This is a genomic window from Geodermatophilus sp. CPCC 206100 (assembly GCF_048569675.1).
Lineage (GTDB): Bacteria > Actinomycetota > Actinomycetes > Mycobacteriales > Geodermatophilaceae > Geodermatophilus.
On sequence record NZ_JAQISV010000040.1, the window covers coordinates 1 to 25,754 of the forward strand.

Sequence of the window (25,754 nt, forward strand, 5' to 3'; positions counted from 1 at the left end):
ATGGGCTCGGTGTCGCGCCGTCCGGCGTCCGCGCCGGCCGGGCCGGTCCCCGGGCCGCCGGCCGGGTCGCCGGTCTCCGGGCCGCCGGCCGGCGGGGTCGGACCGGTCCCCGGGCCGCCGGCCTCCGGGCCGCTGGCCTCCGGGCCGCCGCCGCGCCCCGGCGGCTCGAGGTTGCCCTCGTCGTCCCCGGTGGCGGCGCCGTCGGTGCCGAAGAGCAGGTTGCTGACCTTGCGGTACAGCAGGTCCGCTCGCGGCAGGTAGGTGATCTCCGACAGCGCCTGCTGCTGCCCGGCCGACTCGAAGCGGAACGTGCCGTAGCCGAGGATCTGGCCGAACAGGGTCTCCTTGTAGGTCAGGTCGGTGATCCGCCGCAGCGGCAGCAGGGCCACCGTCCGCACGATGATGCCGCTGGTGAGCAGCACCCGGCGGTTGGTCACCAGGAAGTGGCGCATCCACCACTCGCCGATGCGCAGCGCCAGGTAGACGACGACGGCGACGAGGACGAGGAACCCGGCCGTCGTCGTGGTCTCGTTCCGCGGGTCGAACAGCAGCAGCCAGCCGCCGAGCACGAGCAGCGGAACGGCCTTGGCGATCGGTTCGATGAGCACCGCCCAGTGCCGGCGGGTGGCGACCACCGGCGGGTGCTCGTGCGGCAGCAGGTACTTGTCGGCGTCCTTGCTCCACCGGGGCTGCCGGCCGGCCGCCGACGTCCGGGAGCTCGCCGGGTCGGTCACGGGAGGGCTAGATCAGCGACCCGACGAACGCGGCCAGGGAGGACGCCGCGTCGCCGAGCGCCTCGCCCGCGCTGCGGACGATCTCGGCGGAGTTCTCCGGGGCCTGGATGACGTAGAAGACCACGAACGCGACCACCAGCCAGGTGAGGACCTTCTTCAGGTTCACCGTCACCTCCGCAGTGTCGTCGGAGCCGTGCGGACAGGGCTGTCCGCACGACGGGCACCATGGGTAACACAGGTCCCGGGGGTCCCTCCCCGGACACGCCGCCCGGGTTGCGGACCGATGCGGTCCGGTCCGTCACGTCCCCGGCAGCAGGTGCTCGCTGGGCGGCCCGAGGGGCAGGTCCGGGTACAGCCGGTCGCGCAGGTCGAGCAGGTCCAGCTGCTCGGCGAGCAGCCAGGCGGCCGACATCGGCCACATGACCAGCCACAACCACACGCCGTAGGCCTCGCCGACGAAGGCCGCCCGGTCGTCGGCGGTGGGCACCGCCCACAGCGGCGCGTGCTGGCCGTGCGCCTTCACGTCGGCCGACGACGGGCCGGAGATGACGTCGCCCGGATCCAGCCCGGGCAGCCCCGCGTAGCCGCAGCCGACGCCCATCCCGGGCTCCTCCGCGACCAGCACCAGCTCCGCCGTCCCGCCCAGCGGCGCGGGACCGGAGCAGTCGACGACGATCGCGCGCGCCCCCGGCTCCCCGCCCCAGGCCATGCCGGTGACCGACCAGCCCGGGGGCATCGGGTCGGGCACCCAGGCGGGCACCCGGGCGTCGGCGGTCACCGCGGCGATCGCGTCGTGGGCGACCAGCAGCGTGTGGTGCAGCGGCGTCACCGCGCCGTGCACGTGGCACCAGGCCTGGCCCGAGTTCCCCGGCCGGACGACCAACCGCTCGCCACAGCGGGGGCAGACCGTGGTCGCAGTCATCGCGCAACACCGTCCTGGTGACCGGCCGGGTTCGTCAAGCGCAGCGCCCGGGTCACCTGCGTACGGTGCCTGACATGCCGACCGAGCACCCCGCACCGCCGGCGCCGGTGCCGGTGGTCGCGTGCGTGGGCGCGGTGGTGCTCGACGCCCGCGGGCGGCTGCTGCTCGTGCGCCGCGGCCACGAGCCCAGCCGGGGGCTGTGGTCGGTCCCGGGCGGGCGGGTGGAGTCCGGCGAGACCACCGCCGCGGCCGTCGAGCGGGAGGTGCGCGAGGAGACCGGCCTGGCGGTGCGCGCGGGCGCGGAACTGGGCCGCGTGCGCATCCCGGGTGCCGGGGTGGTCTACGACGTCGTCGACCTGGCCTGCACGCTGCTCGAGCCGGACGCCGCGCCGGTCGCCGGGGACGACGCGGACGCGGTCACCTTCGCCGATGCCGAGGAGCTCGCGCGGCTGCGGTGCACCCCCCTGCTGCTGGAGACCCTCCGCGGGTGGGGCGCGCTCCCGGCCTGAGCGCCTCGACCTCCGCCCGCCTCGACCTCCGCCCGCCTCGGCCCCCGCGCGCCTCGGCCCCCGCGCGCCTCAGTCCCCGCGCGCCGACTCCGGGCGGCCGGGCTGCTCGCCGCCCCGCGCCACCCCGGCGGAGCGCTCGGGCACCATCACCCGGCGCCGGAAGACGCACACGACCGTGCCGTCCTGCTCGTAGCCGATGGTCTCCACGACCACCCCCCGGTCCTCCCGGGACCGCGACTCCGTCCACCACGCGGCGTCGGTGCCCCATCTGGACGGGCGCCGATCCTACGATGCCCCGGTGGTACCGGCTCCTCCCGTTCCTGCCCCCGGGGAGACCGGTGTCCTGACCCTCTCCCCCATCGGCCGCCGGGTCCGGCTCGCGGCCTGCGCGGTCGTCCTGGCCCTGCTGCTGGGCGGCACGGTGTGGGGCACCGACGCGGACTTCCCCTTCGGCCCCTTCCGTATGTACTCGACGCGGGCCGACCCCGACCGGCCGGTGGTGTCCACCCGCGTGGTGGGGCTGACCGCCGACGGTGAGGAGGTCCGGCTCTCCGGTGGCGAGGTCGGGCTGCGCCGCGCGGAGTTCGAGGGGCAGCTGGCCCGCCTCGTGCAGGAACCCGAACTCCTGGTCCTGCTCGCGGAGTCCTACGCCGACCACCACCCGGCCGCCGAGCCGCTCGCCGAGGTCCGCGTCGTGCAGCGCCGGTACGCCCTCGAGGACGGGCGGCAGACCGGTGAGGTCACCGAGTCCGTCGTCGTCGCCCAGGACCTGGAGGACACCCCGTGACCCGCAGGCCCACCGACGGACGGCAGCCGGGTCCGGGAGGAGTGGCGGAGCGCGGCTCCGGCTGGTGGTTCCGGCCCGTGCCGCTGGCGCGGATCGCGGTGTTCCGCACCATCGCCTACCTGTTCATCCCGATCGACGTCTTCCTCACCACGGCGTGGGTGAGCGCGCACGCCGCCGTCCCGACCGAGTACTACCAACCGCTCACCATCGCCGAGTACCTGCCGCTACCCACACCGACGTCGACCGTGGTGCACGTCGTGCAGTGGGCACTGGTCGCCGCGGCGCTGGCCGCGGCCACCGGCCGGGCTCCGCGCCTGCTCGGCACCGCGGTGTTCGTCCTCTACTTCGAGTGGATGGTCATCGCGATGAGCTACGGGAAGGTGGACCACGACCGGATCGCCTTCCTCGTCGCCCTCGCGGTGCTGCCCACGATCGGCCGGGTCCGGTGGCGGGACCGGCGCTCCTCGGAAGCGGCCGGCTGGGCCATGGCCGCGGTGTTCGTCACGGTCATGCTGACCTACTTCCTGGCGGCCTGGGCGAAGATGCGCTTCGGCGGCTGGGACTGGGCGACCGGCTCGACCCTCACCCGGGCCATCGTGCGGCGCGGCACGGTGCTGTCGGACTGGACGCTCGAGGTGCCCGGGCTCCTGGTGGCCGCCCAGTGGGCGATGCTGGTCCTCGAGTTCGCCTCGCCGCTCATCCTGTTGGTCCGGTCCGACCGGGCACGGGTCGCGCTCGTGGTCTTCCTGCTCGGGTTCCACGTCGCCGTCTTCGCCAGCGTGAAGATCATCTTCCTCCCGCACTGCGTGGCGATCCTGTCGATCCTCCCGTGGGAGCGGCTCCCGGACGCCGTCCACGCACTGCGCGACCGGATCCGGCGCCCCGCCGGGCTGGCCGTCGGGCCGGCCGGCGCCGCACCCCCGGGCTGAGGACGGGCCCCCCGGCACGGCCTCAGAGCAGGGCGCCGATGCGGGCGGCGACGTCCGCCTCGTGCTGTTCGTAGGACGCGGCCACGCCCTGCAGGAGGGCGCCCATGCCGGTGAGCGCGTCGCTGACGCCCTGCGCGCTCGCCCGCCACTGCTCGTACAGCTCGGTGAACCGGACCGCCGCCTGGCTGTCGGTCCAGCCGTCCAGCACGGACGCGTTGACGCCGCTGGACAGCGTGGCGTGCCGCGCGGTGGTCTCGGCGGCCTCGGCCCGGCACTGTCCGGCCATCGACTGCAGGGTGGCGATGTCGACCTTCACTGGTCCTCCTCGAGTTCCGGGCACCTCCCGGTCGGAACGGACGCTAGGCCGGGCGGCGCCGCGACGGCCCGGGCCGTCCACAGGCGGCGGCCGGGTCCACAGATGGTGCCGCCGGTCCCGCTGAGCGGCCTCGGGGCGCCGAGGGTCGGGGCGTGCTCCCCCGTGCCACGCCGCTGTCCCGGTCCCGCTGCTGGACCCTCGTCACCGCCAGGGGCCCGGTCGACGTGGAGGTCCTGGCCGCCGACGACGACTCCCTCGGCGCGGTGCTGCCCGCGCTGGCCGGCGTCCTCGGGACGGCCGGCGTGCGGCTGTGGTCGGGGTCGACGCTCCTGCCCGACCACCTCCCCCTCACTGCCCCGGCGCTGGCCCACGGTGCGGTGCTGGGCGCCGGCCGGCCCGCGCCCCGGGAGGCCGCCGACGACCGGGCCAGCGCGCTGGAGCTGCACGTCGTGGGCGGCCCGGCGGCCGGGACGACGCTGCCCCTCCCCCGGGGGCGTTCCGTGCTCGGTCGCGGGAGCGACGCGGCCGTGCGGATCGCGGACCCCGACGTCTCCCGCCGGCACGCCGTGGTGGACGTGGGCGTCGGCGAGCTCACCGTCACCGACCTGGGCTCCACGAACGGCAGCCGGCTCGACGCCGGGCCGGTCGACGGCACGCCCGTGTCGTGGCCGGCCGGGGCCGTGCTCCGGGTGGGCGCCAGCGCGCTCACCGTCGTCGGCCCGGGCGAGGTCCCCGGATCCGTGCGTCCCGGCCCCGCCGGCCGGGTTCGGGTGCCTGCGCGCCCCCGCACGGACCCGCACCGCCCGGAGGTGGACGTCGCCCTCCCCGGCGCACCGGCGCCGCCGCCGCGCCGGCGGCTGCCCTGGGTGGCGATCACCCTGCCGGCGATGAGCGGCGTGGTCTTGGCCTGGGTGCTCGACTCTCCGCACTTCCTCCTGTTCGCGCTGCTGAGCCCGGTGGTGGCGACAGGCACCTGGCTGTCCGACCGCTGGTCGGGCCGGCGGGACCTGCGCCGGACGACGGCCACGTACGCGGCTGACCTCGCCGCGGCACGGGTCCGGCTGGACGACGCGCTGACGGCCGACGTCCGAGCCGCCTCCGCCGCGCATCCCGACCTCGCCACCCTCGCCGCGGTCGCCCGGCGCCGGTCGCCGGTCCTCTGGCAACGGCGCAGCGCGGACGCCGACGCCGTGGCGGTGCGGGTGGGCGGCGGCCGCGGGCCCTCGCGCGTCACGCGGGTCGGCAGCGACGGAGGCCGGGAACGCGAGCCGGCCGAGCACCTCCCGGTCGTCGTGGAGCTGGCCGCCACCGGCGGGCTCGCCGTCGCCGGGCCGCGGGCGCCGGCCGTGGGGGTGCTGTCCGGGATCGTCGTCCAGCTGGCCGTCCTGCACGCACCGAGCGAGGTCGAGCTGGCCCTGCTCACCACGCCGGAGCGGCTGCCGGACTGGGCCTGGCTCCGCTGGCTGCCCCACCTCCGGTCGGTGCAGCTGGCTCCCGACGGCGCGGCGGAACCAGCGGGCGACGCACCGGTCGCCTGGCTGCGAGAGGTGGTCGGCCGGCGCCGGGCGGGAACCGCCGGGTCGCGGGGCACGGCAGCGCGCGGTCCGGTGCCCGGCTGGCTGGCCGTCGTCGTCGACCTGCCGGTGGGCCCCCGTCTGGCGGCCGCACTCCGCCGAGCGCGTCAGGCGGGGATCGTCGTCCTGACCACCGCCCGGTCGCGGCAGGAGCTGCCGCCCGGCACCGAGGCGGTGCTGGAGCTCGGCGGGGAGACCGGGAACGCCGCGGTCCTCACGCTGCCGGGCGCCCCCGAGCGACCCGGGGTGACGGTCGACCAGCTGCCGCCGGTCGTCGCGACCGCCGTCGCACGGCACCTGGCCGCCCTCCTGCCGGCCGCCGACGACGAGGAGCTGCCGGCACGGGTGCGGCTGCTCGACCTGCCCGGGTCCCCGGTGCGGGTCGGGACGGACGGTGCGGCGCTCGGTCGATGGCCACGGACGAGGAGCTCGCTCCTGGTGACCCTGGGCCGCACCGCCGCGGGGACCGCCGCCCTCGACCTCTGCACCCACGGTCCGCACGCGCTGGTCGCCGGCACGACCGGGGCGGGCAAGTCCGAGCTGCTCCAGACGCTGATCGCCGGACTGGCCCTCGCCCACCCGCCGGACCGGTGTTCCTTTCTGCTCGTCGACTACAAGGGCGGTGCCGCCTTCGCCGACGCGGCCGGGCTGCCGCACACCGTCGGGTTGCTGACCGACCTCGACGGGGCGACCACGGAGCGGGCCCTCCGCTCGCTGTCCGCCGAGCTGTCCCGCCGGGAGACCCTCCTGGCCGAGCACTCCGCGGCGGACATCGCCGCCCTGCCCGACGCCGTCGAGCTGGCCCGGCTGGTGATCGTCGTGGACGAGTTCGCGGGCCTCGCCGAGGAGCTGCCGACGTTCGTGTCCGGGCTCGTCGGCATCGCGCAGCGCGGCCGGTCCCTCGGGATCCACCTGGTCCTGGCCACCCAGAGACCGGGCGGTGTGGTCTCCCCGGAGATCCGGGCCAACTGCAGCCTGCGCATCTGCCTGCGGACCACGGACGAGGCGGAGTCCCGGGACGTCCTCGGCACGGGGGCCGCGGCCGGGCTGCCGGTCGACCTGCCGGGCCGGGCGTACCTGCGCGCCGGGAGCGGCGCCCCGGTCCTGGTCCAGGTCGCCCGCGTGGCCGGGTCCGCGCCGGCCCCGCTCGACCGGGAGCCGGTCGTCCGGCCCTGGCGGTGGCCGCGGCCGGCTGCGGACGCGGGGCCGGAGGACGCCGAGCGCGGTCCCACCGACCTCGCCCGGATCTCCGCCGCGCTGGTCCGGCTGGCCGCCGAGAGCCGTCTGCCGCGGCCGCACCGACCCTGGTGCCCGGCGCTCCCTGACGCCGTCCGGGCCGAGGACCTCCTGCCCGCCCGGACCCGCGACGAGCCGGCGGACCGGGCGCGCATCGCCGTGGGCCTGGTGGACCGTCCCGCCGCCCAGCTCCAGGAGCCGTTCGTCCTCGACCTGGCGCGCGGCGGCAGCTGGCTCGTCCTGGGCGGCCCCGGCAGCGGGCGGACGACGTTCCTGCGCACCGTCCTGACCGAGGCGGGGACCTCCCTGTCCCCCGGCGACGTGCACGTCCACGTCCTCGACCACGGGGGCGGCGCGCTGGCGTCGAGCGCCGCCGCATGGCCGCACGTCGGCACGACCGTCGGTGGGGACGATCCGCTGCGCACGCTGCGGCTGGTCGACCGGCTCGCCGACGAGGTGGCCCGGCGCCGTGGCGGGCAGGCATCGGGCCGGGCGCCGCACCTGCTGCTCCTGGTCGACGGGGCCGAGTCGGTGGCGGCCCAGCTCGACGAGTTCGACCCCGGCCGCGGGTCGGCGGCACTGCTGCGGCTGGCCCGGGACGGCGCCGCCGCGGGATTGACCTGCGTGCTCACCGCCGACCGCGCCGTTCCCGGGGGCCGGCTGGCGGCCGCGGCCGGGCGGCGGCTGCAGCTGCCGATGGCGGATCGCGCCGACTACGCCACGGCCGGGATCCCCGCCCGGCTGGTCCCTGCCCACCGGCCGCCCGGACGGGCGCTGCTGGGCGAGGACGCCGCCGAGTGCCAGCTCGCCCTCCCCCGCCGGGCGGATCCGGCGCCGGCGAGGGCCGCGACGGCCGGACCGCGGCCGCTGCAGATACCGGAGCTGCCGGCGGACCCGGTGCTGCCCGGACCCGGGCGGAGGTCCCGGCCGGAGCCGGGCGGCGAGCTGCGGCTGCCCCTCGGCCCGGGCGGTGACGAGGGAGCGCTCCTGACGGTGGACCTGGCCCGGACCGGGGGGCTGCTGGTCGTCGGCGCTCCCGGCAGCGGGCGACGGACGGCCGTGCACTCGTTCGGGCGGCACCTGGCGGCCGCGGGGACGGCGGTGCTCCACGTCGTGCGCGGCCCCGCCGACCGGACCCCGCTGGAGGACGCGGCGCCCGCCGTGGTCGCCGGGGCGGACCTCGCGGGCTGGCGGGCCTGGGTCGACGGCCTGGGCGATGGCACCGGCGTGGTCGTGGTCGACGACGTCGGGGCGGTCACCGACGCCGCGGTCCTGGCCGCGGCGGGGAACCCCGAGGTCGCCGACCAGATCGTGCTGGTGCTGGGCGGCACGGCGCCCGAGCTGGCGGCCACCCACCGGGGCCCGGTGCCGGCGATCCGGAGGCGCCGGACCGGACTGTTCCTCTGCCCGGCCCCCGGTGACGCCGACCTGCTGGGGATCCGGCTCCCCCGCACCCCGCTGCCCGTCCGGCCGGGATCGGGGTGGCTGGTGTCAGCGGGGGACGTGCACCGCGTCCAGGTGGCCCGGCACCGGGCTGCGGTCCTCCCCCGCAACACGGCGACCGGGCGTTCCGTCGTGGCCGCGTGACCGCCGGAACGGCTCCGGGCTCAGAGCAGCTCGAGCAGCGTGCCGATCTCCTGGCTGGCGTACCAGGCCAGCTCATGGCCCTCGGCCTGGTCGACCACGAACTGCGCCTCGTCGCTGCCGAGGTCCGCCTCCAGGACGACGGCCACGGCGGCGCGGACGTCCTCCTCGGCGTCGGTCCCGTCGATGTGCGCGCTGGCGACGTCGCGCAGCGCGATGTCGGCCGTCACGCGGACGGCGCCGCGGTCGGCGCCGGGGTCCTCGACGTCGGAGACCGCGGCGTCGGGGACGTCCGCGGCCACCACGACCCGGCGCCGCGCCGCCGTCGGGTCGATGTCGATGAGCCGCAGGCTGGCCCGGGCGGCGGCCAGGAGGGCGGCGTACTCCAGCTCCTCCCCGTCGGCCCCGGCGTCGCTGACGGCGTAGAACTCCCGCAGGCCGGGCGTCACGGCGAACGCGGTGTGCGGGCCGGCCAGGCGCCCGGCGTCCACGAGGGTCCGCAGGACGGACGTGGTCGCAGGCAGGTAGACGCGCACCGGTCGGGCTCCTTCTCGCTGGTCCTGCGCGAGACGCTATCCCGGCGTGCGGGAGCGGTGGCCGGGCGAGGGTCAGCCGGCGGTCTCCACGAGCACCCCGGTCTCCTGCTCGATGAGGTCGGCCAGCACGTCGACGTCGCCAACACTGTCCCGAGCCGCGTTCAGCCCGAAGAACAGCCGGCCGTCGTAGCTGGTGATGCCGATCGACAGGCCCTGGCCGGGAGCCAGGGGGACGACGGGGAAGACCTCGAGCATCCGGCTGCCCGCCGCGTAGAGCGGCAACTGCGGCCCGGGCACGTTCGTGACGACCAGGTTGAACATCCGCCGGGACAGGCCGCGGGCGGCCCGGGCACCGAGGGCGTGCAGCGTCGGAGGGGCGAAACCGGTCAGTGCGATCAGCGTGTCCGCGCCGACCGACCGGCCGTGCTGGCTCACCCCCCGCATCGCGTAGCTCAGGCGGGCGAGCCGGACGCGTGGGTTCGGCTCGCCCACGGGCAGGTCCACCAGGAAGCTCGACACCCGGCTGCCCGGGGCCGCCTCCTCCTCGCCCTGCAGGGACACGGGCACCAGCGCGCGCACCGAGGTCGACCCGGTCACCGCCTGGCCGCGCGACAGCAGCCAGTCGCGCACCGCACCGGTGACCACCGTCAGCAGGACGTCGTTGACCGTGCCGCCGAGGGCCTTGCGGATCCGCTTGACGTCGTCGAGGTCGGCCCGGGCCACAGCCACCCGGCGCTGGCTGCCGCTGGTCGCGTTCAGCGGGCTGGCCGGGGCGGGGAACAGGGCCGAACGGGCGGCGCGCACGGCTCCGGCCGCCGCGCTGGACAGCCGACCGCCGGTCGCCCGCAGGTCGCTGACCGCGTGCCGCGCGGTGTCCAGTGCCGCCGTGGGCCGGGCCACGTACTCCTCGACCGCCTCCTGGACCAGGTGGACGGCACTGGGGAGTGGGCGCGGGCGCCACGGCGCGGGGGCGGGGACCGGGGCGTCCGGCGAGGGGTCGAGCAGCACCTGTCCGATGTCGACCGCGCCGAGGCCGTCGACGAGCGCCGGGTGGGTCTTGGTGATGACCGCGACCCGGCCGTCGGCGAGGCCCTCCACCAGGTACACCTCCCACAGCGGGCGGGCCCGGTCGAGGGGTCTCGCGGTCACCCGGGAGACCAGGTCGAGCAGCTGCGTCTCGGTCCCCGGACGCGGCACCGCGGAGCGGCGGACGTGGTAGTCGACGTCGAAGTCGGGGTCGTCGGCCCACACGGGGTTGGCCAGGTGCCCGGGCACCTCCAGGACCCGCTGCCGATAGCGCGGCACCAACGCCAGCCGGGCCTCCACCAGCGAGGCGACGGTGTCCAGGCCGCCGGGCGGCGGCTCCAGCACCAGCACGCCCGCGACGTGCATCGGGCTGTCGGGTCTCTCCAGGTAGAGGAACGACGCGTCCAGGGTGGTCAGGCGCTCCACCATCGGCCTCCTCCGGTTCGGCAGCCCACGCTACGACGCACCGCGGCCGGCCGACAGCCGGGCGGGGCGCGGGAGCAGCCGCCGCGACCGGGGACGCCGGGCGGCCGGCTGCGGCAGACCGGCCACGGTGGCGGCCAGGGAACGCAGCCCGGACCGCAGGGGCGAGCCCGGCGCGACCTCGGCGAGGGTGCGGCCACCGGCCAGCGCGGCGTCCGTCCCGCGCCGGTCCGCCGGGAGGAAGCAGCCCACCTCGTGGCCGGCGAACCGTTCCAGCGCCTCGGCGATCTCACGTCGAGGGTCCCCCGGCACCGGCCCCCGGCGGACCTGGTTCACCACGACCAGCGGTTCCACGGCGGGCAGGACGTCGCGCAGCTCACCCAGGGCCCGGATCGTGCGCTGCAGCGCCACCGGGTCGGCTCCGCTCACGCACAGCACCGTGTCCGCGGCCTCGAGCACGGTGAGGGTCACGCCGTTGCGTCGCGGTGCCGCCGTGTCGAAGGAGAGCTCCTCGTCCTCCTCCAGGCTGAACGCGCAGTCGACGACCGTGAGGTCGGCGACCCGGCGGGCCTCCTCCAGCACGGCGGCCACACCCTGCGGCCGCAGCTCGGGCCAACGGTCGGCACGGGCCAGGCCGGTGAGGACGCCCAGCCGCGGGCGCACCGCCCACGCCAGTCGCCCCAGGGTCGAGTCGTCCAGGGTGCCGGCGGAGGCCTGCCGCGCCGCCGCCGCGAGCCCCGGCGACTCGTCGAGCAGGCCCAGCACCTGGGCGACCACCCCGCCGTAGACGTCGGCGTCCAGCAGCAGGGTCTGGACGTCCAGCCGGGAGGCCTCGTCGGCCAGCCCGACGGCGACCGTGGTCCGCCCGGGAGCACCGGTCGGCCCCCAGACGGCCACGACCCGCCCGGAACCGGCCGCCCGGTCGGCGCGGGGCTGCGGAGACGCGGGCCCGGGAAGGGCCGATCGCGGGTCGGCGATGTCGCGGCCGGACGGCGGGCCGCCGGCCACCGCGTCGCGCAGGGCGCGCGCGATGACGTCGGGCTCGGCGTCGGCAGGGAGCACCCGGGCGACGCCGAGCGCGTGCAGGCGGTCAGCGGCGCGGTCGTCACCGGGCTCGACGAGGCCCACCACCGCGATGCCGGCCGCGCGCAGCCGGGCGACCGCATCGGCGTCCAGCCGCCGGAGGTCCGCGGACAGCAGCGCGGCCTGCCCCGTCCCGGTGGCGGCGGCCGCCAGCAGCTCGGAGACGTCGACGCACCGGCGGACGACCGTCACGCCGTGGTCGGTCCGGTCCAGGGCACCGACCAGCGCCGACTCCCACGCCGCCCCCGTGACGGCGGTGAAGACCTGCAGCGCCATCAGGGCGCCGGGACCGGGAGGGGTGCCGGCCCGGGGACGACCGGCGCCCCAGCAGGCGGCGCAGCGGGTGCGGCGGGCGCGGCGGGCGCGGCCGGGTCAGCCGGCGCTCCGGCCGCCGGGGCGACGGGGGCAGGGGCGACAGGGGCCGGGACCGTCGTCCCCGGCTCGGACGACGGCGCGGACGACGGCGGGCCGGGCGGGGTCGCCGCCCCGCCGGCACCGGCTGCGGAACCGCCGCTGCCGGTGCCCCCGTCGGGGACGTCGACGGAGCCGTGCACGACGACCACCAGCGGGCGCCCGGCGATGGTCGCCAGGACCTCGGCGGCGCGTGCGGCCGGCACCGAGACCACGACCTGCACGGTGGTCGTCGCCGTGGACAGGACTCCCTCCGTCCGCCCGGAGATGGCCTGGACGGGTGCGGCACCGACGACGAGGGACACCTCCGACGCTGCCGTCGCTGCGGCCCCGGCCGCCGGGTCGGCCACGGCGTACACGTCCACGACCTGTCCGCGCACCAGTCCCGGCGGCACGAAGCCGGCCTGGACGGGCAGCGCCACCTGGACCAGCTCGGCCGGTTCCTCGAGCGCCGCCCGCGGCAGCAGCTCGCCGGTGCTCACCGCCCGGGCGAGGGCGCGGCCCTCCGGGCGGGTGCTGGTCGCGAGGTACGAACCGGCGACCGCGTCGAGGCGCACGTCGACCGCCACCAGGTCGCCGGCCTCGAGCACGGTGCCCGCCGCGAGGTCACCGGCGGCCGACCAGACCGGCACGGTGGCGTCGGCACTGGCGACGACGCGCGCCCCCAGCAGGACCGACCCCAGCACGAGGAGCACCCCGAGGACCAGGCGCAGGTCCAGCCAGCGGGGCGGTCGGACCCGCCGCGGCACCGGCCCGGTCACTGGCTCCGGGCCCGTCGACGAACCGGGGACGGTGGAGGGAGCCCTCACGGCCGGCCGCCTCCCCTCTGCGATTCGCGCCGATGGTCTCGATCGACCACGGTCGGACGCAGATGATGCGACACGGATGCAGGAGCGCGCAGTCGCCATCCACACGTTCGGGTGTGGACGGCGCTCATCCCACCCGGACGGGGCTGCCAGACTGGGCGCGACCGGACGGAGACCCCATGCCCACACCGCGCTTCCTGACCCTCGACGACGTCGCCGAGATCCTCAACGTGTCGTGGTCCCAGGCCTACGCGCTGGTCCGGCGCAAGGAGCTCATCGCCATCCAGATCGGCGGTCGCGGCCAGTGGCGCGTCGAGGTGGACGAGCTCGAGCGGTTCATCCAGCAGAAGTACGCCGAGGCTCGCGCGGGCTCCGTCCCCCCGCCGCCGGCCGAGCCCGGAACGGCCGAGCCGGTGTCCGGTGAGCCGGATGCGGCCGCGTCGGCCGGCACCACCGCCGCACCCGCCACCGGAGGCCGCCGCCGGCGCTGAGCCGGGTCAGTCGAGCCCGGGCGCCAGGGTCCGCACCAGCACGAGCGCCGGCAACGCCAGCGTCCGCACGCCCGACACCGCGCCCGCGCGGCGCGGCTGGTCGGCCGCGTGCTCGGCGAGCTCCACGAAGTCCGCGCCCACGCTGTCCACGGTGCCCACGGACGCCGAGCCGTCGTCGAGGAGCACCTGCACGACGCTGCGGTCCCGCGCCAGCCCGCGCAACGCCCGCCGCAGGTCGAGCCGACCCCGCACCGAGCCGTCCGGCGCCGGCACCGCCGTCATCCGGCCCAGCCCGGCCACCGACAGGACGGCGCCGGTCGCCACGAGCACCTCGCGGTGGACGTCGTCGCTCAGCAGCAGCCAGTCCGGTCCCACGTCGGTGAGTGTCCCGGCCACCTCACCGGCCCCGCGGCAGCGCAGCGAGACGGGCCGTCCCACCGAACCCGCGAGCCGCTCGGCCAGCCGGACGGCTCCGAGCTCGGCCCGGCGACGCGACCCCGCCTCGGCGCGTTCGGCCGCCGCCTCCACCGCGTCGAACTCGGCCTCCAGCTCGGCGAACAACCGCTGCCAGCGCATCTCACCACCTCCGCGGCCAGCCTAGTTCCCTGTGGAAGCTTGCATTTGGTTGCGTTTGCTTGCTCTAGTCTCCGTACCGGAACCGAGGAGGGGACATGTCGACACGGCGACTGCTGGGGACGACGGTGGCGATGGCCGCTGTCGCCGCCGCACTCCGGGCGGCCACCCCGGACCTGGCCTGGCTGGCCACCACCGGGCTCGACCTCCAGCGCGCCGCCGACACGGTCGGTCCGGAGACGCTGCTGCTCTGCGCCGTGGCCGCCCTGGCGTGGCTCACCTGGCTCTGGGGACTCCTCGGCCTGGTGCTCACGGCCGCCTCCGGGTTGCCCGGCCTCGCCGGCGGCCTCGCCCGCGCGCTCAGCCGCCGGGTCCTGCCGGCGGGAGCCCGTCGCGCCGCGGCACTGGCACTCGGCGTCGGCCTCACCGCCGGCGCTCCCCTCCTCGTCGCCTGCGCGCCGGCGTCCGCCGCCCCGGACAGCGCCGCCGCGCACGCCGGCGTCACGGACTGGCCGTCCTCCGGCACCGCGACCGCGGGGCCGATCCCGGACTGGCCACGGGCACCGGCTCCGCCGACGCCCGCACCGCCACAGACCAGCGCACCGGCACAGACCACCGCGCCCCGACCGACGCCGGCACCGGCACCGGCACCACAGCCGACGGCCGCCCCCGTCCCGGGCTGGCCCCTCCCCGACCCCGGGGACCACGTCGTCCTGCGCGGCGAGTGTCTGTGGGACATCGCCGCCGCCGACCTGCAGGACCGGTCCGGCCGGGAGCCCACCGCCGGGGAGACCGCCGCCGCTGTTCAGGCCTGGTGGCAGCTCAACGCCGGCGTGATCGGTCCCGATCCCGACCTGCTGCTCCCGGGCCAGGTCCTGCGCCCGCCCTCCGCACCGTGACAGCGCCGGCCACCGCGCACGGCCCGACGCCCACCCGACCAGCCCGTCCCGACACCTCGATCCCGGAGCACCCCGTGACCGCGTCCCTGTCCTCCCCCGCCGCCGACCAGCCGCTCACCGCCGCGGCACTGCGGCTCACCGTCGTCCCGACGCCCCAGCCGCCGCTGGCGCAGCACGCGGTCGTGCGCCTGGTGCGCCCTGGCGTCGCCGTTCCGCGCCCGCCGCACCGGCCGGGTCCCCGACCGCGGGAGCAGGGCCGGGCCGAGGGCTTCCTCGCCGGGTTCGAGCCGGCCTGGTCCGGACGAGCGGACCTCCCCGACCCGCGCCCGGCCGGACGGCGGTTGCTCACCCTCACCCTCGAGGCGCTGGCCGACCAGCGACCGCTCACCCAGGTGCAGGCGCTCACCTCGCCCGGGGTCTACGCCGCGCTGACCAGTGGTCGCCGGCCCCGCTGGTGCAGCAGCGGAACGGCCCCGGTGCTCCTCGGCCCGGTCGCCGTGTGCGAACCCGTGGACGGCGTCGCCGAGGTGAGCGCGGTGGCACGCCGGTCGGGCCGGGCACACGCGGTCGCCGCCCGCCTGGAGGGCATCGACGGCCGGTGGCGGTGCACCGCGCTGCAGATCGGCTGAACGAGGCCCCTGGGGGCGCCCCGAGGCGCGGGCCACACACGACGACGCCCCCGCCGGCGGACCGGCAGGGGCGTCGTGCCCCGTCCAGGGCGGGAAGGGCGGGGACCGGTCTCAGGCGCGGGACGGGGCTCCGTGGCAGGCCTTGTACTTCTTGCCCGAGCCGCAGGGGCACGGCGCGTTGCGGGCCGGCTCCTTGGTCCCGGTGACCGTCGCCGACTTGGCCGCCTTGGCGGGGCCGCTCTCCTTGACCGAGGCATCCAGGCTCGGCGCCGAGTAGCTGAGGTCCTCGGGCGAGCGGCGCGGCTCCTCCAGGCCCTTGACCTGCAGCTGCGCCTCGGTGGCCGACGGCGTCGGCTCCTCGTTCGCCGGTGCGGTCGGCGCCGGCGCGGCGGCCCGGACGGGCGCCGGCCTGCCCTTCGTGGTCGACACGCCGGACCGGCGGGCCGAGGGCGCCGGGGCCGACGGAGCCGGAGCCGCGGGTGAAGGAGCGGGAGCCGCGGGTGCCGGAGCGGGAGCCGCGGCAGCAGGTGCCGACGCGGCCGGAGCCGCGGGTGCCGGAGCCGGTACCGCGGCGGCACCGTCGCCGTCCACCGTCGGCGGGGCGGCGGGCGGCGCCGGGGCGGCCGCCGCCTGGACGGCCTGCGCGGCCGCGGCCTGACGGGCCAGCACCCGCGCCGTCCCCTGCTGGGCGGCGGCCAGCGCCTTCGCCTCGGCCTCGGCCTGCTTGGCCTGGGCCTCCGCCTCCTGCTGCTCCCTGGTCTTGACCTCCAGGTTGAACAGGAAGCCGACCGACTCCTCCTTGATGCCGTCCAGCATCTGGTTGAACATGTCGTAGCCCTCGCGCTGGTACTCCACGACCGGGTCGCGGTTGGCCATCGCGCGCAGGTGGATGCCGGCCCGCAGGTAGTCCATCTCGTACAGGTGCTCGCGCCACTTGCGGTCCAGCACCGACAGCAGCACCCGCCGCTCCAGCTCGCGCATCACCTCGGAGCCGAGCGCGGTCTCGCGCTCCTCGTAGGCGCGGTGGACGTCGTCCAGCAGCGCGCTCTTCAGGGCGTCGGCCGACAGCGCGGCCTGCTCCCCGCCGGCCACCTCGTCGATGAGCCCGTCGACCGTGACCCCGACCGGGTAGAGCGCCTTGAGCCCGCTCCACAACTGGTCGAGGTCCCAGTCCTCCGCGTAGCCGGTCTCGGTCGCGCCGTCGGCGTAGGCACTGATGACGTCGTCCACCATCGACTGCACCTGCTCGTGCAGGTCCTGGCCGTCGAGCACCTTGCGCCGCTCGTCGTAGATGACCATGCGCTGGCGGTTGAGCACCTCGTCGTACTTGAGGACGTCCTTGCGGACCTCGTAGTTCTGCTGCTCGACCTGGGTCTGCGCCGAGCGGATCGCCCGGGTGACCATCTTCGACTCGATCGGCTGGTCGTCGGGCACCCGCAGCGTGGTCATCATCGACTCGAGCATCGGGCCGTTGAACCGCCGCATGAGGTCGTCGCCCAGGGACAGGTAGAACCGCGACTCGCCCGGGTCGCCCTGCCGGCCCGAGCGGCCACGCAGCTGGTTGTCGATGCGGCGGCTCTCGTGCCGCTCGGTGCCGAGCACGTAGAGGCCCCCGGCGTCGGTGACCTGCTCGTGCTCGGCCTTGACCTGCTCCTTGGCCTTGGCCAGCGCGTCGTCCCAGGCCGCCTCGTACTCCTCCGGCGTCTCCGCCGGGGACAGGCCGCGGGCGCGCAGCTCCTCGTCGGCGATGAAGTCGGGGTTGCCGCCCAGCTGGATGTCGGTGCCGCGGCCGGCCATGTTGGTCGCCACGGTGACCGCGCCCAGCCGCCCGGCCTGGGCCACGATGTGCGCCTCGCGCGCGTGGTTCTTCGCGTTGAGCACCTCGTGCGGGATGCCGCGGCGCAGCAGCAGCTTGGCGAGGACCTCGGACTTCTCCACGCTCGCGGTGCCCACCAGGATCGGCTGGCCGTTCTCGTGCCGCTCGGCGATGTCGTCGATGACCGCGTCGAACTTTGCCTGCTCGGTCTTGTAGATGACGTCGGAGCGGTCCTCGCGGACCATCGGCCGGTTCGTCGGGATGGGCACGACGCCCAGCTTGTAGGTCTGGGAGAGCTCGGCCGCCTCGGTCTGGGCGGTGCCGGTCATCCCGGAGAGCTTCTCGTAGAGCCGGAAGTAGTTCTGCAGGGTGATCGTGGCGAGCGTCTGGTTCTCGTCCTTGATCTGCACCCGCTCCTTGGCCTCGATGGCCTGGTGCATGCCCTCGTTGTAGCGCCGTCCGGCCAGCACGCGGCCGGTGAACTCGTCGACGATGAGCACCTCGCCGTTGCTGACGATGTACTGCTGGTCGCGGTGGAACAGCTCCTTGGCCTTGAGGGCGTTGTTCAGGTAGCTGATCAGCGGCGAGTTGACCGCCTCGTAGAGGTTGTCGATGCCGAGCTGGTCCTCGACGAACTCCACGCCCTCCTCGGTGACGGCGACCGTGCGCTTGGCCTCCTCCACCTCGTAGTGGGTGTCCCGCTTCATCAGCGGCACGATGCGGGCGAACTCCGTGTACCACTTGCCGGCGGACTCGGCGGGGCCGCTGATGATCAGCGGGGTGCGCGCCTCGTCGATGAGGATGGAGTCGACCTCGTCGACGACCGCGTAGTGGTGGCCGCGCTGCACCAGGTCGGCCTTGCTCCAGGCCATGTTGTCGCGCAGGTAGTCGAAGCCGAACTCGTTGTTCGTGCCGTAGGTGATGTCGCAGGCGTACTGCTCGCGGCGGTGCGCCGGGCGCTCGCCGGACAGGATCGTGCCGACCGACAAGCCGAGGAAGCGGTGCACCCGCCCCATCCACTCGGCGTCGCGCTTGGCGAGGTAGTCGTTGACGGTGACGACGTGCACGCCCTGGCCGGCCAGCGCGTTGAGGTACGCCGGCAGGACGCCGGTCAGCGTCTTGCCCTCACCGGTGCGCATCTCGGCGATGTTGCCGAGGTGCAGCGCGGCGCCGCCCATGATCTGCACGCGGAAGTGCCGCTGGCCGAGGGTGCGGGTCGCGGCCTCGCGGACGACGGCGAAGGCCTCGGGCAGGAGGTGGTCGAGGGTCTCCCCGTCGTCCAGACGCGCCTTGAACTCGTCGGTCTTGGCCCGCAGCTCCGCGTCGGTGAGGTCCACGACGTCGTCCGCCAGGGACTCCACCGCATCCGCGATCTTGTTCAGTCGTCGGAGGAGCTTGCCCTCACCGGCTCGCAGGATCTTCGAGAACACCACGTACCCCAGCGTAGGCGGCGCGCAGATCGGTGTCGGCTGCGACGATCCGCGGGTGGCGCACGACCTGGACAACCTGGGCCCCGATCTCCTCACCTTCCTCACCGAGCGGCACCTCGCGACCCTCACCACGCTGCGCCCCGACGGCGGCCCGCACGTCGTCCCCGTCGGCGTGACCTACGACCCGGCGACCCGCACCGCCCGGGTCATCACCTCGGGGACGTCGGCGAAGGTCCGCCACGTCCGCGCCGGGCAGGACCGGGTGGCCGTCTGCCAGGTCGACGGCCGCCGCTGGGTGACCCTCGAGGGGACGGCGGTGGTGCGCGACGACCGCGCGTCGGTGGCCGACGCCGAGCAGCGCTACGCGCAGCGCTACCGGCTGCCGCGGGAGAACCCGGCTCGGGTGGTGCTGGAGATCTCGGTCGACCGCGTCCTGGGCAACGCGTGAGAGCGGGCCCGGCACGTGCGCGATGCCAGACGATGGCCGCATGGACCTCGGCGACATCGACCTGACCACCGAGGCGGTGCGCACCGCCCGGCTCGTGTTGCGGCCGCACCGTCCCGACGACGAGGACGCCGTGCTTCGGGCCTGCCAGGACCCCGGGATCCAGCGCTGGATCACCGCCGTCCCGGTCCCCTACACCCGCGACGACGCCCGGCTGTTCGTGACCGAGGTGGCGCCCCGCGAACGGGCCGAGCGTCGGGGGATGCCGGTGGTGGTGGAGGCCGGCGGGGAACTGGTCGGCTCCGCGGGCCTGCACCTGCGCGAGGGCCGGTTCGGCCCGGAGGTCGGCTACTGGATCGCGCCCTGGGCCCGCGGGCGGGGATACGCCGCCGAGGCCGCCGGCGCACTGGCGGCGTGGGCGCTGGGGCGAGGCGCGCCCCGGGTGCACCTGGTGGCCGACGTCGACAACACCGCCTCGCAGGCGGTGGCGGTGCGGGCCGGCTTCACGCGCGAGGGCGTCGTCCGCGCGTGTCTGGACGACCGGGACGGCTCGTACCGCGACGCGGTGCTGTTCGGCCGGGTCGCCGGGGACTGAGGCGGCGGGCGGGGCGCCTGCTGCGCCCCGCCCGCCGCGCGCTCAGAGAGGCGCCGCCGCGGGCTGGGCGGGCTGCTGCTCGAGCTTGCCGTCGAGCGGGGCGTCGACGAGGCGGATGAGCCCGTAGTCGTAGGCGTGGCGCCGGTACACGACCGTCGGCTGGCCGGTGTCGGCGCACTGGAAGAGGAAGAAGTCGTGGCCGACCAGTTCCATCTCGTGGAGGGCCTGGTCGACGGTCATCGGGGTGGCCGGGTGGTGCTTCTCCCGGACGATCCGCCCGGGCAGGTGCTCGTCGAGGTCGGTGACGTGCGGGCCCTCGGCGGCGAGCTGCCGCTCCCGGTCCAACGCCTCGAGGACGCCGGCGTCGGTGGCACCGCCGACGCGGACGGTGGCGGGGGTGCGCCGGCCGTGGTGCACGCGGCGGCGGTCGGCCGCCTTGCGCAGCCGGTGCTCGAGCTTGCCGGCCGCCAGGTCGAGCCCGGAGTAGAAGTCCGGCGCGCTGGCCTCGGCGCGGACGACGGGGCCCTTGCCCCGGAGGGTGATCTCCACGCGCTGGCACTGCGCGGACTGGCGCGGGTTCTTCTCGTGGAAGAGCTCCACGTCGACCCGGATGAACTTCAGCTTGCCGTCGAATCGTTCGAGCTGACCGACCTTGTCCTCGACGTGTTCTCTGTAGTGCTCGGGGACTTCGACGTTGCGGCCACGGACCACGATCTCCATGAGACCTCCCGGTAGGACGGGCTGTGATCGGCTCCACGCTAGTCGCCGTTCCCGGGTCCCGACAGTCGACCTTGCTGCCCTCGCCGGTCCGCTCCCGGACCGGTCAGAGGGACCCGGCGCGGGGTCGCCGCGACGACGGCGGCCAGCACCGGAGGACCCGCGTGAACGGCGGCGGGGGCGAGCGCGGCAGCGGCCTCGGTGAGGGTCGCGCCGCTGGTCACGACGTCGTCGACGAGCACCAGCACGCCGTCCCGGCCGACCGCCGCGGCCCCGGGCACCAGCGCGAAGGTGCCGGCGAGGTTGGCCCGCCGCTGGTCCGCGGAGAGCCCGGCGGAGTCCCGCACCCGCCCGGTCCGGCGCAGCAGCCGGGCAGGGGCAGCGGGCACCCCGGCGGCGCGCAGCTCGGCCACGGCGCGACCGGTCAGCTCCCGGACGTGGTCGCGGCCGCGGACCCGCAGCGCCGCCCGGCTGCTGGGCACGGGCACCAGCCGGACCTCCCGGCAGCCGCCGTCGAGCCCGGCCACCACCCCGGCGACGGCGAGGGCCAGGGCCGCGCCGAGCGGCCGGGCCAGCTCCGCCCGACCGCGCTCCTTGAACGCGTTGACCGCCGGCCGCACCGGCCCGGCGTAGGCGCCGGCGGCGACCGTCGGCGGGAAGCCGACCGGGAAGCGCCGCGGCTGGGCCAGGTGCGGCACGGTCAGCAGCCGGGCGCAGCGCCGGCACAGCAGTGCCCCGGGCAGCCCGCAGCCGGCGCAGGTGCGCGGCAGGAGCAGGTCGGCCAGCGCCGCGAGCAGCCCGCCGTCCACCGGACCAGCGTCGCCGCTCCCTCACGCCGCCGCCAGGACTCCCCGCCGGCTGTGGACGGGGCCATCCGACCGTGGACGACCGGCTCACATCGGGTAGACCGGCTCGGTCCCCGGCAGCGGCTGCGAGCCGCGGACGAGGGTGACCCACGTGCCGCCGGCCAGCTGCCACTGCCAGATGGTGCCGCCGGCGCTCACCAGCGGGGGCTGCCCGGGAGCCGCCGCGACGCTGGTGGGCTGGCTCGGCAGGCCGGCGGTGGGCACGTCGTCCAGACCCCAGCCGTCGACCCCGACGACGTAGGGCACGATCCGGTCCTCGCCGGCGTCCCCGGCCAGCAGGAGCAGGCTGCCCGCCGTCCGCCACGCCACGTCCACGACCTGGGACAGCGTCGGCGCCACGGCCCGCAGGTCGCGCAGGGCCACCGCGCCCTCCCCCGAGCGCACCACGGTGCCCACGAGCAGGCTCTCCTGCTGGCCGTTCTCCACCACGAGCGCGGCCCGGACGCCGTCCGGGGACAGCTGCAGGACCGTGGCGCGGCCGAGCCCGGCCAGCGTCGGGACGGTGACCGACTGCGGCGTGCCGCCGGCCGGCACCCGCACCACCGCACCGCCGTCGCGGACCACCCAGAACTCCTCGCGGGTGGCCGCGACGGTCGGCGCGCTGAGGCTGGACCCGGCGAGGACCTCCACCAGGTCGCCGCCGTAGGGCCCGGACAGCAGCCTGGCGCCGTCGCGTTCGGTCGTCCCCACCATCTGCGTGGGCTCGCCGGTGCGCCGGTCGGTCGCCACCGCCGCGGCGGTGAGGCCGTAGCCGCCCGTGCCGGCCGGTCCCGGCGCCGGGTTGCCCGGCACGGTCAGCAGCGCGCCGCCGTTGACGTAGTGGCCCACCGCCCCGACCGGGACGGTGTCGGGGTCGAACCGGGTCCAGGTGTCCACCGTCTGCTGCAGGGGCACGCCGTCCAGGCGCAGCGGGTCGCCGTCCACCAGGATCTGCACCGACCGGGCCGGCAGTTGCTCCAGGGTCCAGACCAGCTGCGCGGACAGCCCCGTGAGCTGCGACTCCGGCGCCTCGGCCAGCCCGGACAGGTCGACGGTCACCGTCTGGCCGGAGACGGAGACCGTGCTGTTCAGCGACGCGCCTCCGAGGTCGTTGCGGACGCCGGCCGACAGCGACGCCGAGGCGCCCTCGATCAACCGGTCCACCAGGGCCGTCGGCTGGGCCTCGCCGCTGATCAGGTAGCGCGGGTCGGGCACCACCCGCTCGCCGGTGGGGTCGAGGAAGTAGAGGTCGCGGCGCTGGTAGAGGCGCTGGAAGTCCGGCTCGAGGATCACCAGCCCGTCCGGCGGGTTCGTGATCCGCCACTCGCCCTCGACCTCCTGGAGGGTGAAGTCGCGGGTGTAGATCCCCTCGCCGGCCACCGAGAAGACCCCACGCGGGTCGATGGTGCCCACGAGCTCGGCGGTCAGCGCGACCGTGCCGGCGTCGGTGGTGACCGTGGCGTAGTCCGAGCCGAGGACGGTGATGTCCGACTCGTCCGACCACGACTGCGACGCCTCCGGCGCCAGGTGCTCGCGGGCGACCGGGTGCCCGCGCACGGTGCTGGCCGCGGCGTCGAGGAAGCCACGGACGATCTCGTCGGGCGTGGCGCCCGCGACCGGGGACAGCGGCTCGATGCCCACCTCGCCGGCCGGGCGGGTCGGCGCCTGGGTGATCTGCACCGTCGGCGAGCTGGTCGGCACCGTCGAGCAGGCGCTCAGCAGAGCCAGGACGACGGCGAGCGGACCGGCCGCGCGGCGCGTCACCGTGCGCCCAGGGCGCGGCGCCCGACGGCCGGACGCAGTGGCAGCGGCGAGCTGGTGAGGTCGGCACCGGCGGTCAGCGGCACGGTCAGTCGGAACTGCGCGCCCGCCCCCGGCTGCCCCCACACCTGGAGCCAGCCGCCGTGCAGCCGGGCGTCCTCGAGGCTGATGGACAGGCCCAGCCCGCTGCCGCCGACGGTCCGCACGCGCGAGGGGTCGGCCCGCCAGAAGCGGTCGAACACGTGCTGGGCCTCGGCCGAGCTGAGCCCGACGCCGTGGTCGCGGACGGTGACCGCGGCCGCGGTCCGGTTGGCCGCCCAGGAGACCTCCACCGGTCGCCCCGCCCCGTGCTCGATCGCGTTGCCGACCAGGTTGCGCAGGATCCGCTCCACCCGGCGGGCGTCGACCTCGGCGATGACCTCCTCGTCCGGGCCGGTGACGGTCAGCTCGCAGCCGTGCCGCTCGGCCAGCGCCGACATCCCGGCGGTCACCCGCCGGACGAGGGCGCCCAGATCGGTGGGCTCCCAGTCGAGGACGGCGACCCCGGCGTCGTAGCGGCTGATCTCCAGCAGGTCGGTGAGCAGCGACTCGAACCGGTCCAGCTCCGTGTGCAGCAGCTCCGCGGAGCGGGCCACCTGCGCCGGGAAGTCGCCGCGGGACTCGTAGAGGATCTCCGCGGCCATCTGCACCGTGGTCAGCGGCGTGCGGAGCTCGTGCGAGACGTCGGAGGTGAACCGCTGCTGCAGCTGGGAGAGCCCCTCCAGCTGGGTGATCTGCCGCTGGAGGCTGTCGGCCATCGCGTTGAAGCTGGTCGCCAGCCGGGCGAGGTCGTCCTCGCCGCGGACCGTCATCCGCTCCTCGAGCTGCCCCTCGGCCAGCCGCTGCGCCGTCCCGGCCGCCCGGCGCACCGGGTCGACCACCAGCCGGGTCACCAGCACGCCGATGCCGACGACGAACAGCGTCAGGGCGATGCCGCTGATCACCACGGTGCTGCGGATCAGCGAGAGGCTCTCCTCCTCCTGGTCGAGGGGGAAGGCGTAGTACAGCTCGATCCGCTCGGGAGCCGCGGCGTCGGTGGGCACCGGGGCGCCGATGAGCAGCGTCGGCCGGAGCTCGTCGGTCGCGTCGGGCACCATCGCGTACTGCGAGAACTGGCCGCCCGAGGCGACGTCGGCACGCAGCTCGGCCGGGATCGCCGGGTAGACGAAGCGGCGGCTGGGCGCCGGCCGCTCGGTGTCGCCGCTGCGGTAGACCATGACGACGTCGAAGTCACCGGCCGGGCCGCCGCGCTCCTTGAGCTGCTTGACGGTGCGGTCCAGGGTCGACCGGACGCTCGCCGCGTCCCCGGTCGCGATGCCGGCCACCTCGCTCTGCGCGTACAGCACGCCCGCCTGCGCCTGGTCGACGGCCGCCTGCCGCTTGACCGACAGCAGCTGGTCCCGGATCTGGCTGAACAGCACCATGCTCACGATCACGACGACCGTGCCGGCGACCACCATCGTGATCGCGCCGATGCGCACGTGCAGCGAGGACCGCCACGCGTGCAGCGCCCGCGCGCCGAGCCGGCGGGCGATCCGGCGGGTCCGGACGACCCGGCGCCGCACCCCGCGGCGCAGCCGCCGCACCCGGGACTGCGCGCCCGGGCGGGAGGTGGCCGCCGGCGTGCCCACCACCCCGGCGGAGGACGACGCGACGCCGGGCGCAGGCGCCGCGGCCGGCTCCGCCGCGGGGTCGGCGGGTGCCGGGCGGGTGGTGCTCACGACCGCCGCGGCCGCGCCGCCGTCACTGCGCGAACCGGTGCCCTGCCACGGGCAGGCTCGCTCACGGTGGGCCCGCCTTGTAGCCGACACCGCGCACGGTCAGCACGATCTCGGGCTTCTCCGGGTCGCGCTCGATCTTGGCGCGCAGCCGCTGCACGTGGACGTTCACCAGCCGGGTGTCCGCGGCGTGCCGGTACCCCCACACCTGCTCGAGCAGCAGCTCGCGGGTGAACACCTGCCGCGGCTTGCGGGCCAGGGCGACCAGCAGGTCGAACTCCAGCGGGGTCAGCGCGATCGGCACGCCGTCCCGCGTGACCTGGTGCGCCGGCACGTCGATCTGGACGTCGCCGATGCTCAGGTTCTCCGCCTGGCCGGTCTCGCCCCGCCGCAGCTGGGCGCGCACCCGCGCGACCAGCTCGACCGGCTTGAACGGCTTGGTGACGTAGTCGTCGGCGCCGGCCTCCAGCCCCTGGACGACGTCGATCGTGTCGCCCTTGGCGGTGAGCATGACGATCGGCACGGTCGACTGGGTGCGGATGTCCTGGCAGATCTGCAGGCCGTTGCGGCCGGGCAGCATGAGGTCGAGCAGCACGATGTCCGGGCGGGTCTGCTGGAAGACGCCCACCGCGCGGTTGCCGTCGGAGACGAAGGCCGGCTCGTAGCCCTCGCGCCGGAGCACGATGCCGAGCATCTCGGCGAGGGCGGCGTCGTCGTCGACGACCAGGACACGGCCGCGGCTGGAGCCGTTCTGGGGAGCGGTGGGTGGCACGGCGCCCATTCTGCGCTGCCCGCCGCGAAAACGAGGGCACCCGCCCGGTGATGGACCGGACGGGTGCCCCACGGGTGTCACCCAGTAGCAGGAGTACGCCCCCCGACAGGGCGTATCCGGCCCCGAGCGACCGACTGGAACGGCCCCG

At 76.2% G+C, this 25,754-nt stretch carries 25 protein-coding genes; 9 read left to right on the forward strand and 16 right to left on the reverse strand.

Annotated features, from left to right (window positions below; translation table 11 throughout):
• The 3 genes from PGN05_RS17940 to PGN05_RS17950 all read right to left on the reverse strand — a co-directional run.
• Positions 1-734 (reverse strand): PH domain-containing protein (locus PGN05_RS17940; protein WP_419753924.1); only part of this gene is annotated, 734 nt, incomplete at its 3' end.
• Positions 735-741: 7 nt separating this feature from the next.
• The gene (locus tag PGN05_RS17945; protein WP_419753925.1) at positions 742-906 is read right to left on the reverse strand and encodes a hypothetical protein; all 165 of its coding nucleotides are present in this window, start codon (positions 904-906) and stop codon (positions 742-744) included.
• 126 nt (positions 907-1,032) lie between these two features.
• Entirely contained in the window at positions 1,033-1,656 is a 624-nt protein-coding gene (locus PGN05_RS17950) for a DUF6758 family protein (protein WP_419753926.1), read from the reverse strand.
• 74 nt (positions 1,657-1,730) lie between these two features.
• On the opposite strand from PGN05_RS17950, the gene PGN05_RS17955 reads away from it, so the two are divergent.
• Positions 1,731-2,165, forward strand: coding sequence for an NUDIX domain-containing protein (locus tag PGN05_RS17955; RefSeq protein WP_419753927.1), 435 nt, complete (start codon positions 1,731-1,733; stop codon positions 2,163-2,165).
• A 69-nt stretch (positions 2,166-2,234) separates the two neighbouring features.
• Here PGN05_RS17955 and PGN05_RS17960 read toward each other — a convergent pair whose 3' ends face one another.
• The gene (locus tag PGN05_RS17960; RefSeq protein WP_419753928.1) at positions 2,235-2,378 is read right to left on the reverse strand and encodes a hypothetical protein; all 144 of its coding nucleotides are present in this window, start codon (positions 2,376-2,378) and stop codon (positions 2,235-2,237) included.
• 85 nt (positions 2,379-2,463) lie between these two features.
• On the opposite strand from PGN05_RS17960, the gene PGN05_RS17965 reads away from it, so the two are divergent.
• On the forward strand, positions 2,464-2,952 hold the full coding sequence (locus PGN05_RS17965; RefSeq protein WP_419753929.1) for a hypothetical protein: 489 nt from the start codon (positions 2,464-2,466) through the stop codon (positions 2,950-2,952).
• Positions 2,949-3,881 carry an HTTM domain-containing protein gene (locus PGN05_RS17970; RefSeq protein ID WP_419753930.1) on the forward strand — a complete coding sequence of 311 codons (933 nt, stop codon included), beginning with the start codon at positions 2,949-2,951 and terminating at the stop codon, positions 3,879-3,881. The genes PGN05_RS17965 and PGN05_RS17970 overlap by 4 nt, the downstream gene beginning before the upstream one ends.
• Before the next feature lie 22 nt (positions 3,882-3,903).
• Here the strand turns inward: PGN05_RS17970 and PGN05_RS17975 are convergent, their stop codons facing one another.
• Entirely contained in the window at positions 3,904-4,197 is a 294-nt protein-coding gene (locus tag PGN05_RS17975; protein ID WP_419753931.1) for a WXG100 family type VII secretion target, read from the reverse strand.
• A gap of 152 nt (positions 4,198-4,349) precedes the next feature.
• On the opposite strand from PGN05_RS17975, the gene PGN05_RS17980 reads away from it, so the two are divergent.
• Positions 4,350-8,594, forward strand: coding sequence for an FtsK/SpoIIIE domain-containing protein (locus PGN05_RS17980; RefSeq protein WP_419753932.1), 4,245 nt, complete (start codon positions 4,350-4,352; stop codon positions 8,592-8,594).
• Between the two features lie 20 nt (positions 8,595-8,614).
• Here the strand turns inward: PGN05_RS17980 and PGN05_RS17985 are convergent, their stop codons facing one another.
• The 4 genes from PGN05_RS17985 to PGN05_RS18000 form a co-directional block, all read right to left on the reverse strand.
• Positions 8,615-9,127, reverse strand: coding sequence for a DUF6912 family protein (locus PGN05_RS17985; RefSeq protein WP_419753933.1), 513 nt, complete (start codon positions 9,125-9,127; stop codon positions 8,615-8,617).
• A gap of 72 nt (positions 9,128-9,199) precedes the next feature.
• The gene (locus PGN05_RS17990; protein ID WP_419753934.1) at positions 9,200-10,582 is read right to left on the reverse strand and encodes a WS/DGAT/MGAT family O-acyltransferase; all 1,383 of its coding nucleotides are present in this window, start codon (positions 10,580-10,582) and stop codon (positions 9,200-9,202) included.
• A 27-nt stretch (positions 10,583-10,609) separates the two neighbouring features.
• On the reverse strand, positions 10,610-11,935 hold the full coding sequence (locus PGN05_RS17995; protein ID WP_419753935.1) for an AAA family ATPase: 1,326 nt from the start codon (positions 11,933-11,935) through the stop codon (positions 10,610-10,612).
• Positions 11,935-12,831 (reverse strand): SAF domain-containing protein, encoded by an 897-nt coding sequence (locus PGN05_RS18000; protein ID WP_419753936.1) that lies wholly within the window; start codon positions 12,829-12,831, stop codon positions 11,935-11,937. The genes PGN05_RS17995 and PGN05_RS18000 overlap by 1 nt, the downstream gene beginning before the upstream one ends.
• Before the next feature lie 224 nt (positions 12,832-13,055).
• Here PGN05_RS18000 and PGN05_RS18005 point away from each other — a divergent pair, with 224 nt between their 5' ends.
• Positions 13,056-13,367: a helix-turn-helix domain-containing protein gene (locus PGN05_RS18005; protein ID WP_419753937.1), complete on the forward strand. Its 312-nt coding sequence runs from the start codon at positions 13,056-13,058 to the stop codon at positions 13,365-13,367.
• Between the two features lie 6 nt (positions 13,368-13,373).
• Here the strand turns inward: PGN05_RS18005 and PGN05_RS18010 are convergent, their stop codons facing one another.
• Entirely contained in the window at positions 13,374-13,943 is a 570-nt protein-coding gene (locus PGN05_RS18010; RefSeq protein ID WP_419753938.1) for a hypothetical protein, read from the reverse strand.
• A gap of 95 nt (positions 13,944-14,038) precedes the next feature.
• On the opposite strand from PGN05_RS18010, the gene PGN05_RS18015 reads away from it, so the two are divergent.
• Positions 14,039-14,839 carry a hypothetical protein gene (locus tag PGN05_RS18015; protein WP_419753939.1) on the forward strand — a complete coding sequence of 267 codons (801 nt, stop codon included), beginning with the start codon at positions 14,039-14,041 and terminating at the stop codon, positions 14,837-14,839.
• Positions 14,840-14,913: 74 nt separating this feature from the next.
• Positions 14,914-15,468, forward strand: a complete 555-nt coding sequence (locus PGN05_RS18020) for an Rv3235 family protein (RefSeq protein ID WP_419753940.1) — start codon at positions 14,914-14,916, stop codon at positions 15,466-15,468.
• A 111-nt stretch (positions 15,469-15,579) separates the two neighbouring features.
• Here PGN05_RS18020 and secA read toward each other — a convergent pair whose 3' ends face one another.
• Positions 15,580-18,717, reverse strand: coding sequence for a preprotein translocase subunit SecA (secA, locus tag PGN05_RS18025; protein ID WP_419753941.1), 3,138 nt, complete (start codon positions 18,715-18,717; stop codon positions 15,580-15,582).
• A gap of 52 nt (positions 18,718-18,769) precedes the next feature.
• On the opposite strand from secA, the gene PGN05_RS18030 reads away from it, so the two are divergent.
• Together PGN05_RS18030 and PGN05_RS18035 are read left to right on the forward strand one after the other, a co-directional pair.
• The gene (locus PGN05_RS18030) at positions 18,770-19,162 is read left to right on the forward strand and encodes a pyridoxamine 5'-phosphate oxidase family protein (RefSeq protein WP_419753942.1); all 393 of its coding nucleotides are present in this window, start codon (positions 18,770-18,772) and stop codon (positions 19,160-19,162) included.
• 40 nt (positions 19,163-19,202) lie between these two features.
• Positions 19,203-19,754, forward strand: coding sequence for a GNAT family N-acetyltransferase (locus tag PGN05_RS18035; protein WP_419753943.1), 552 nt, complete (start codon positions 19,203-19,205; stop codon positions 19,752-19,754).
• Positions 19,755-19,796: 42 nt separating this feature from the next.
• Here the strand turns inward: PGN05_RS18035 and hpf are convergent, their stop codons facing one another.
• From hpf to mtrA, 5 genes are all read right to left on the reverse strand, one after another.
• A complete protein-coding gene (gene hpf, locus PGN05_RS18040; RefSeq protein WP_419753944.1) occupies positions 19,797-20,474 on the reverse strand; it encodes a ribosome hibernation-promoting factor, HPF/YfiA family in 678 nt (225 codons plus the stop codon).
• A gap of 38 nt (positions 20,475-20,512) precedes the next feature.
• Positions 20,513-21,280 carry a ComF family protein gene (locus tag PGN05_RS18045; RefSeq protein ID WP_419753945.1) on the reverse strand — a complete coding sequence of 256 codons (768 nt, stop codon included), beginning with the start codon at positions 21,278-21,280 and terminating at the stop codon, positions 20,513-20,515.
• 84 nt (positions 21,281-21,364) lie between these two features.
• The gene (locus tag PGN05_RS18050; RefSeq protein ID WP_419753946.1) at positions 21,365-23,080 is read right to left on the reverse strand and encodes an LpqB family beta-propeller domain-containing protein; all 1,716 of its coding nucleotides are present in this window, start codon (positions 23,078-23,080) and stop codon (positions 21,365-21,367) included.
• On the reverse strand, positions 23,077-24,837 hold the full coding sequence (gene mtrB, locus PGN05_RS18055; protein WP_419753947.1) for an MtrAB system histidine kinase MtrB: 1,761 nt from the start codon (positions 24,835-24,837) through the stop codon (positions 23,077-23,079). Before mtrB ends, PGN05_RS18050 begins: the two co-directional genes overlap by 4 nt.
• A gap of 61 nt (positions 24,838-24,898) precedes the next feature.
• Entirely contained in the window at positions 24,899-25,615 is a 717-nt protein-coding gene (gene mtrA, locus PGN05_RS18060; RefSeq protein WP_419753948.1) for an MtrAB system response regulator MtrA, read from the reverse strand.
• Positions 25,616-25,754: the final 139 nt, after the last annotated feature.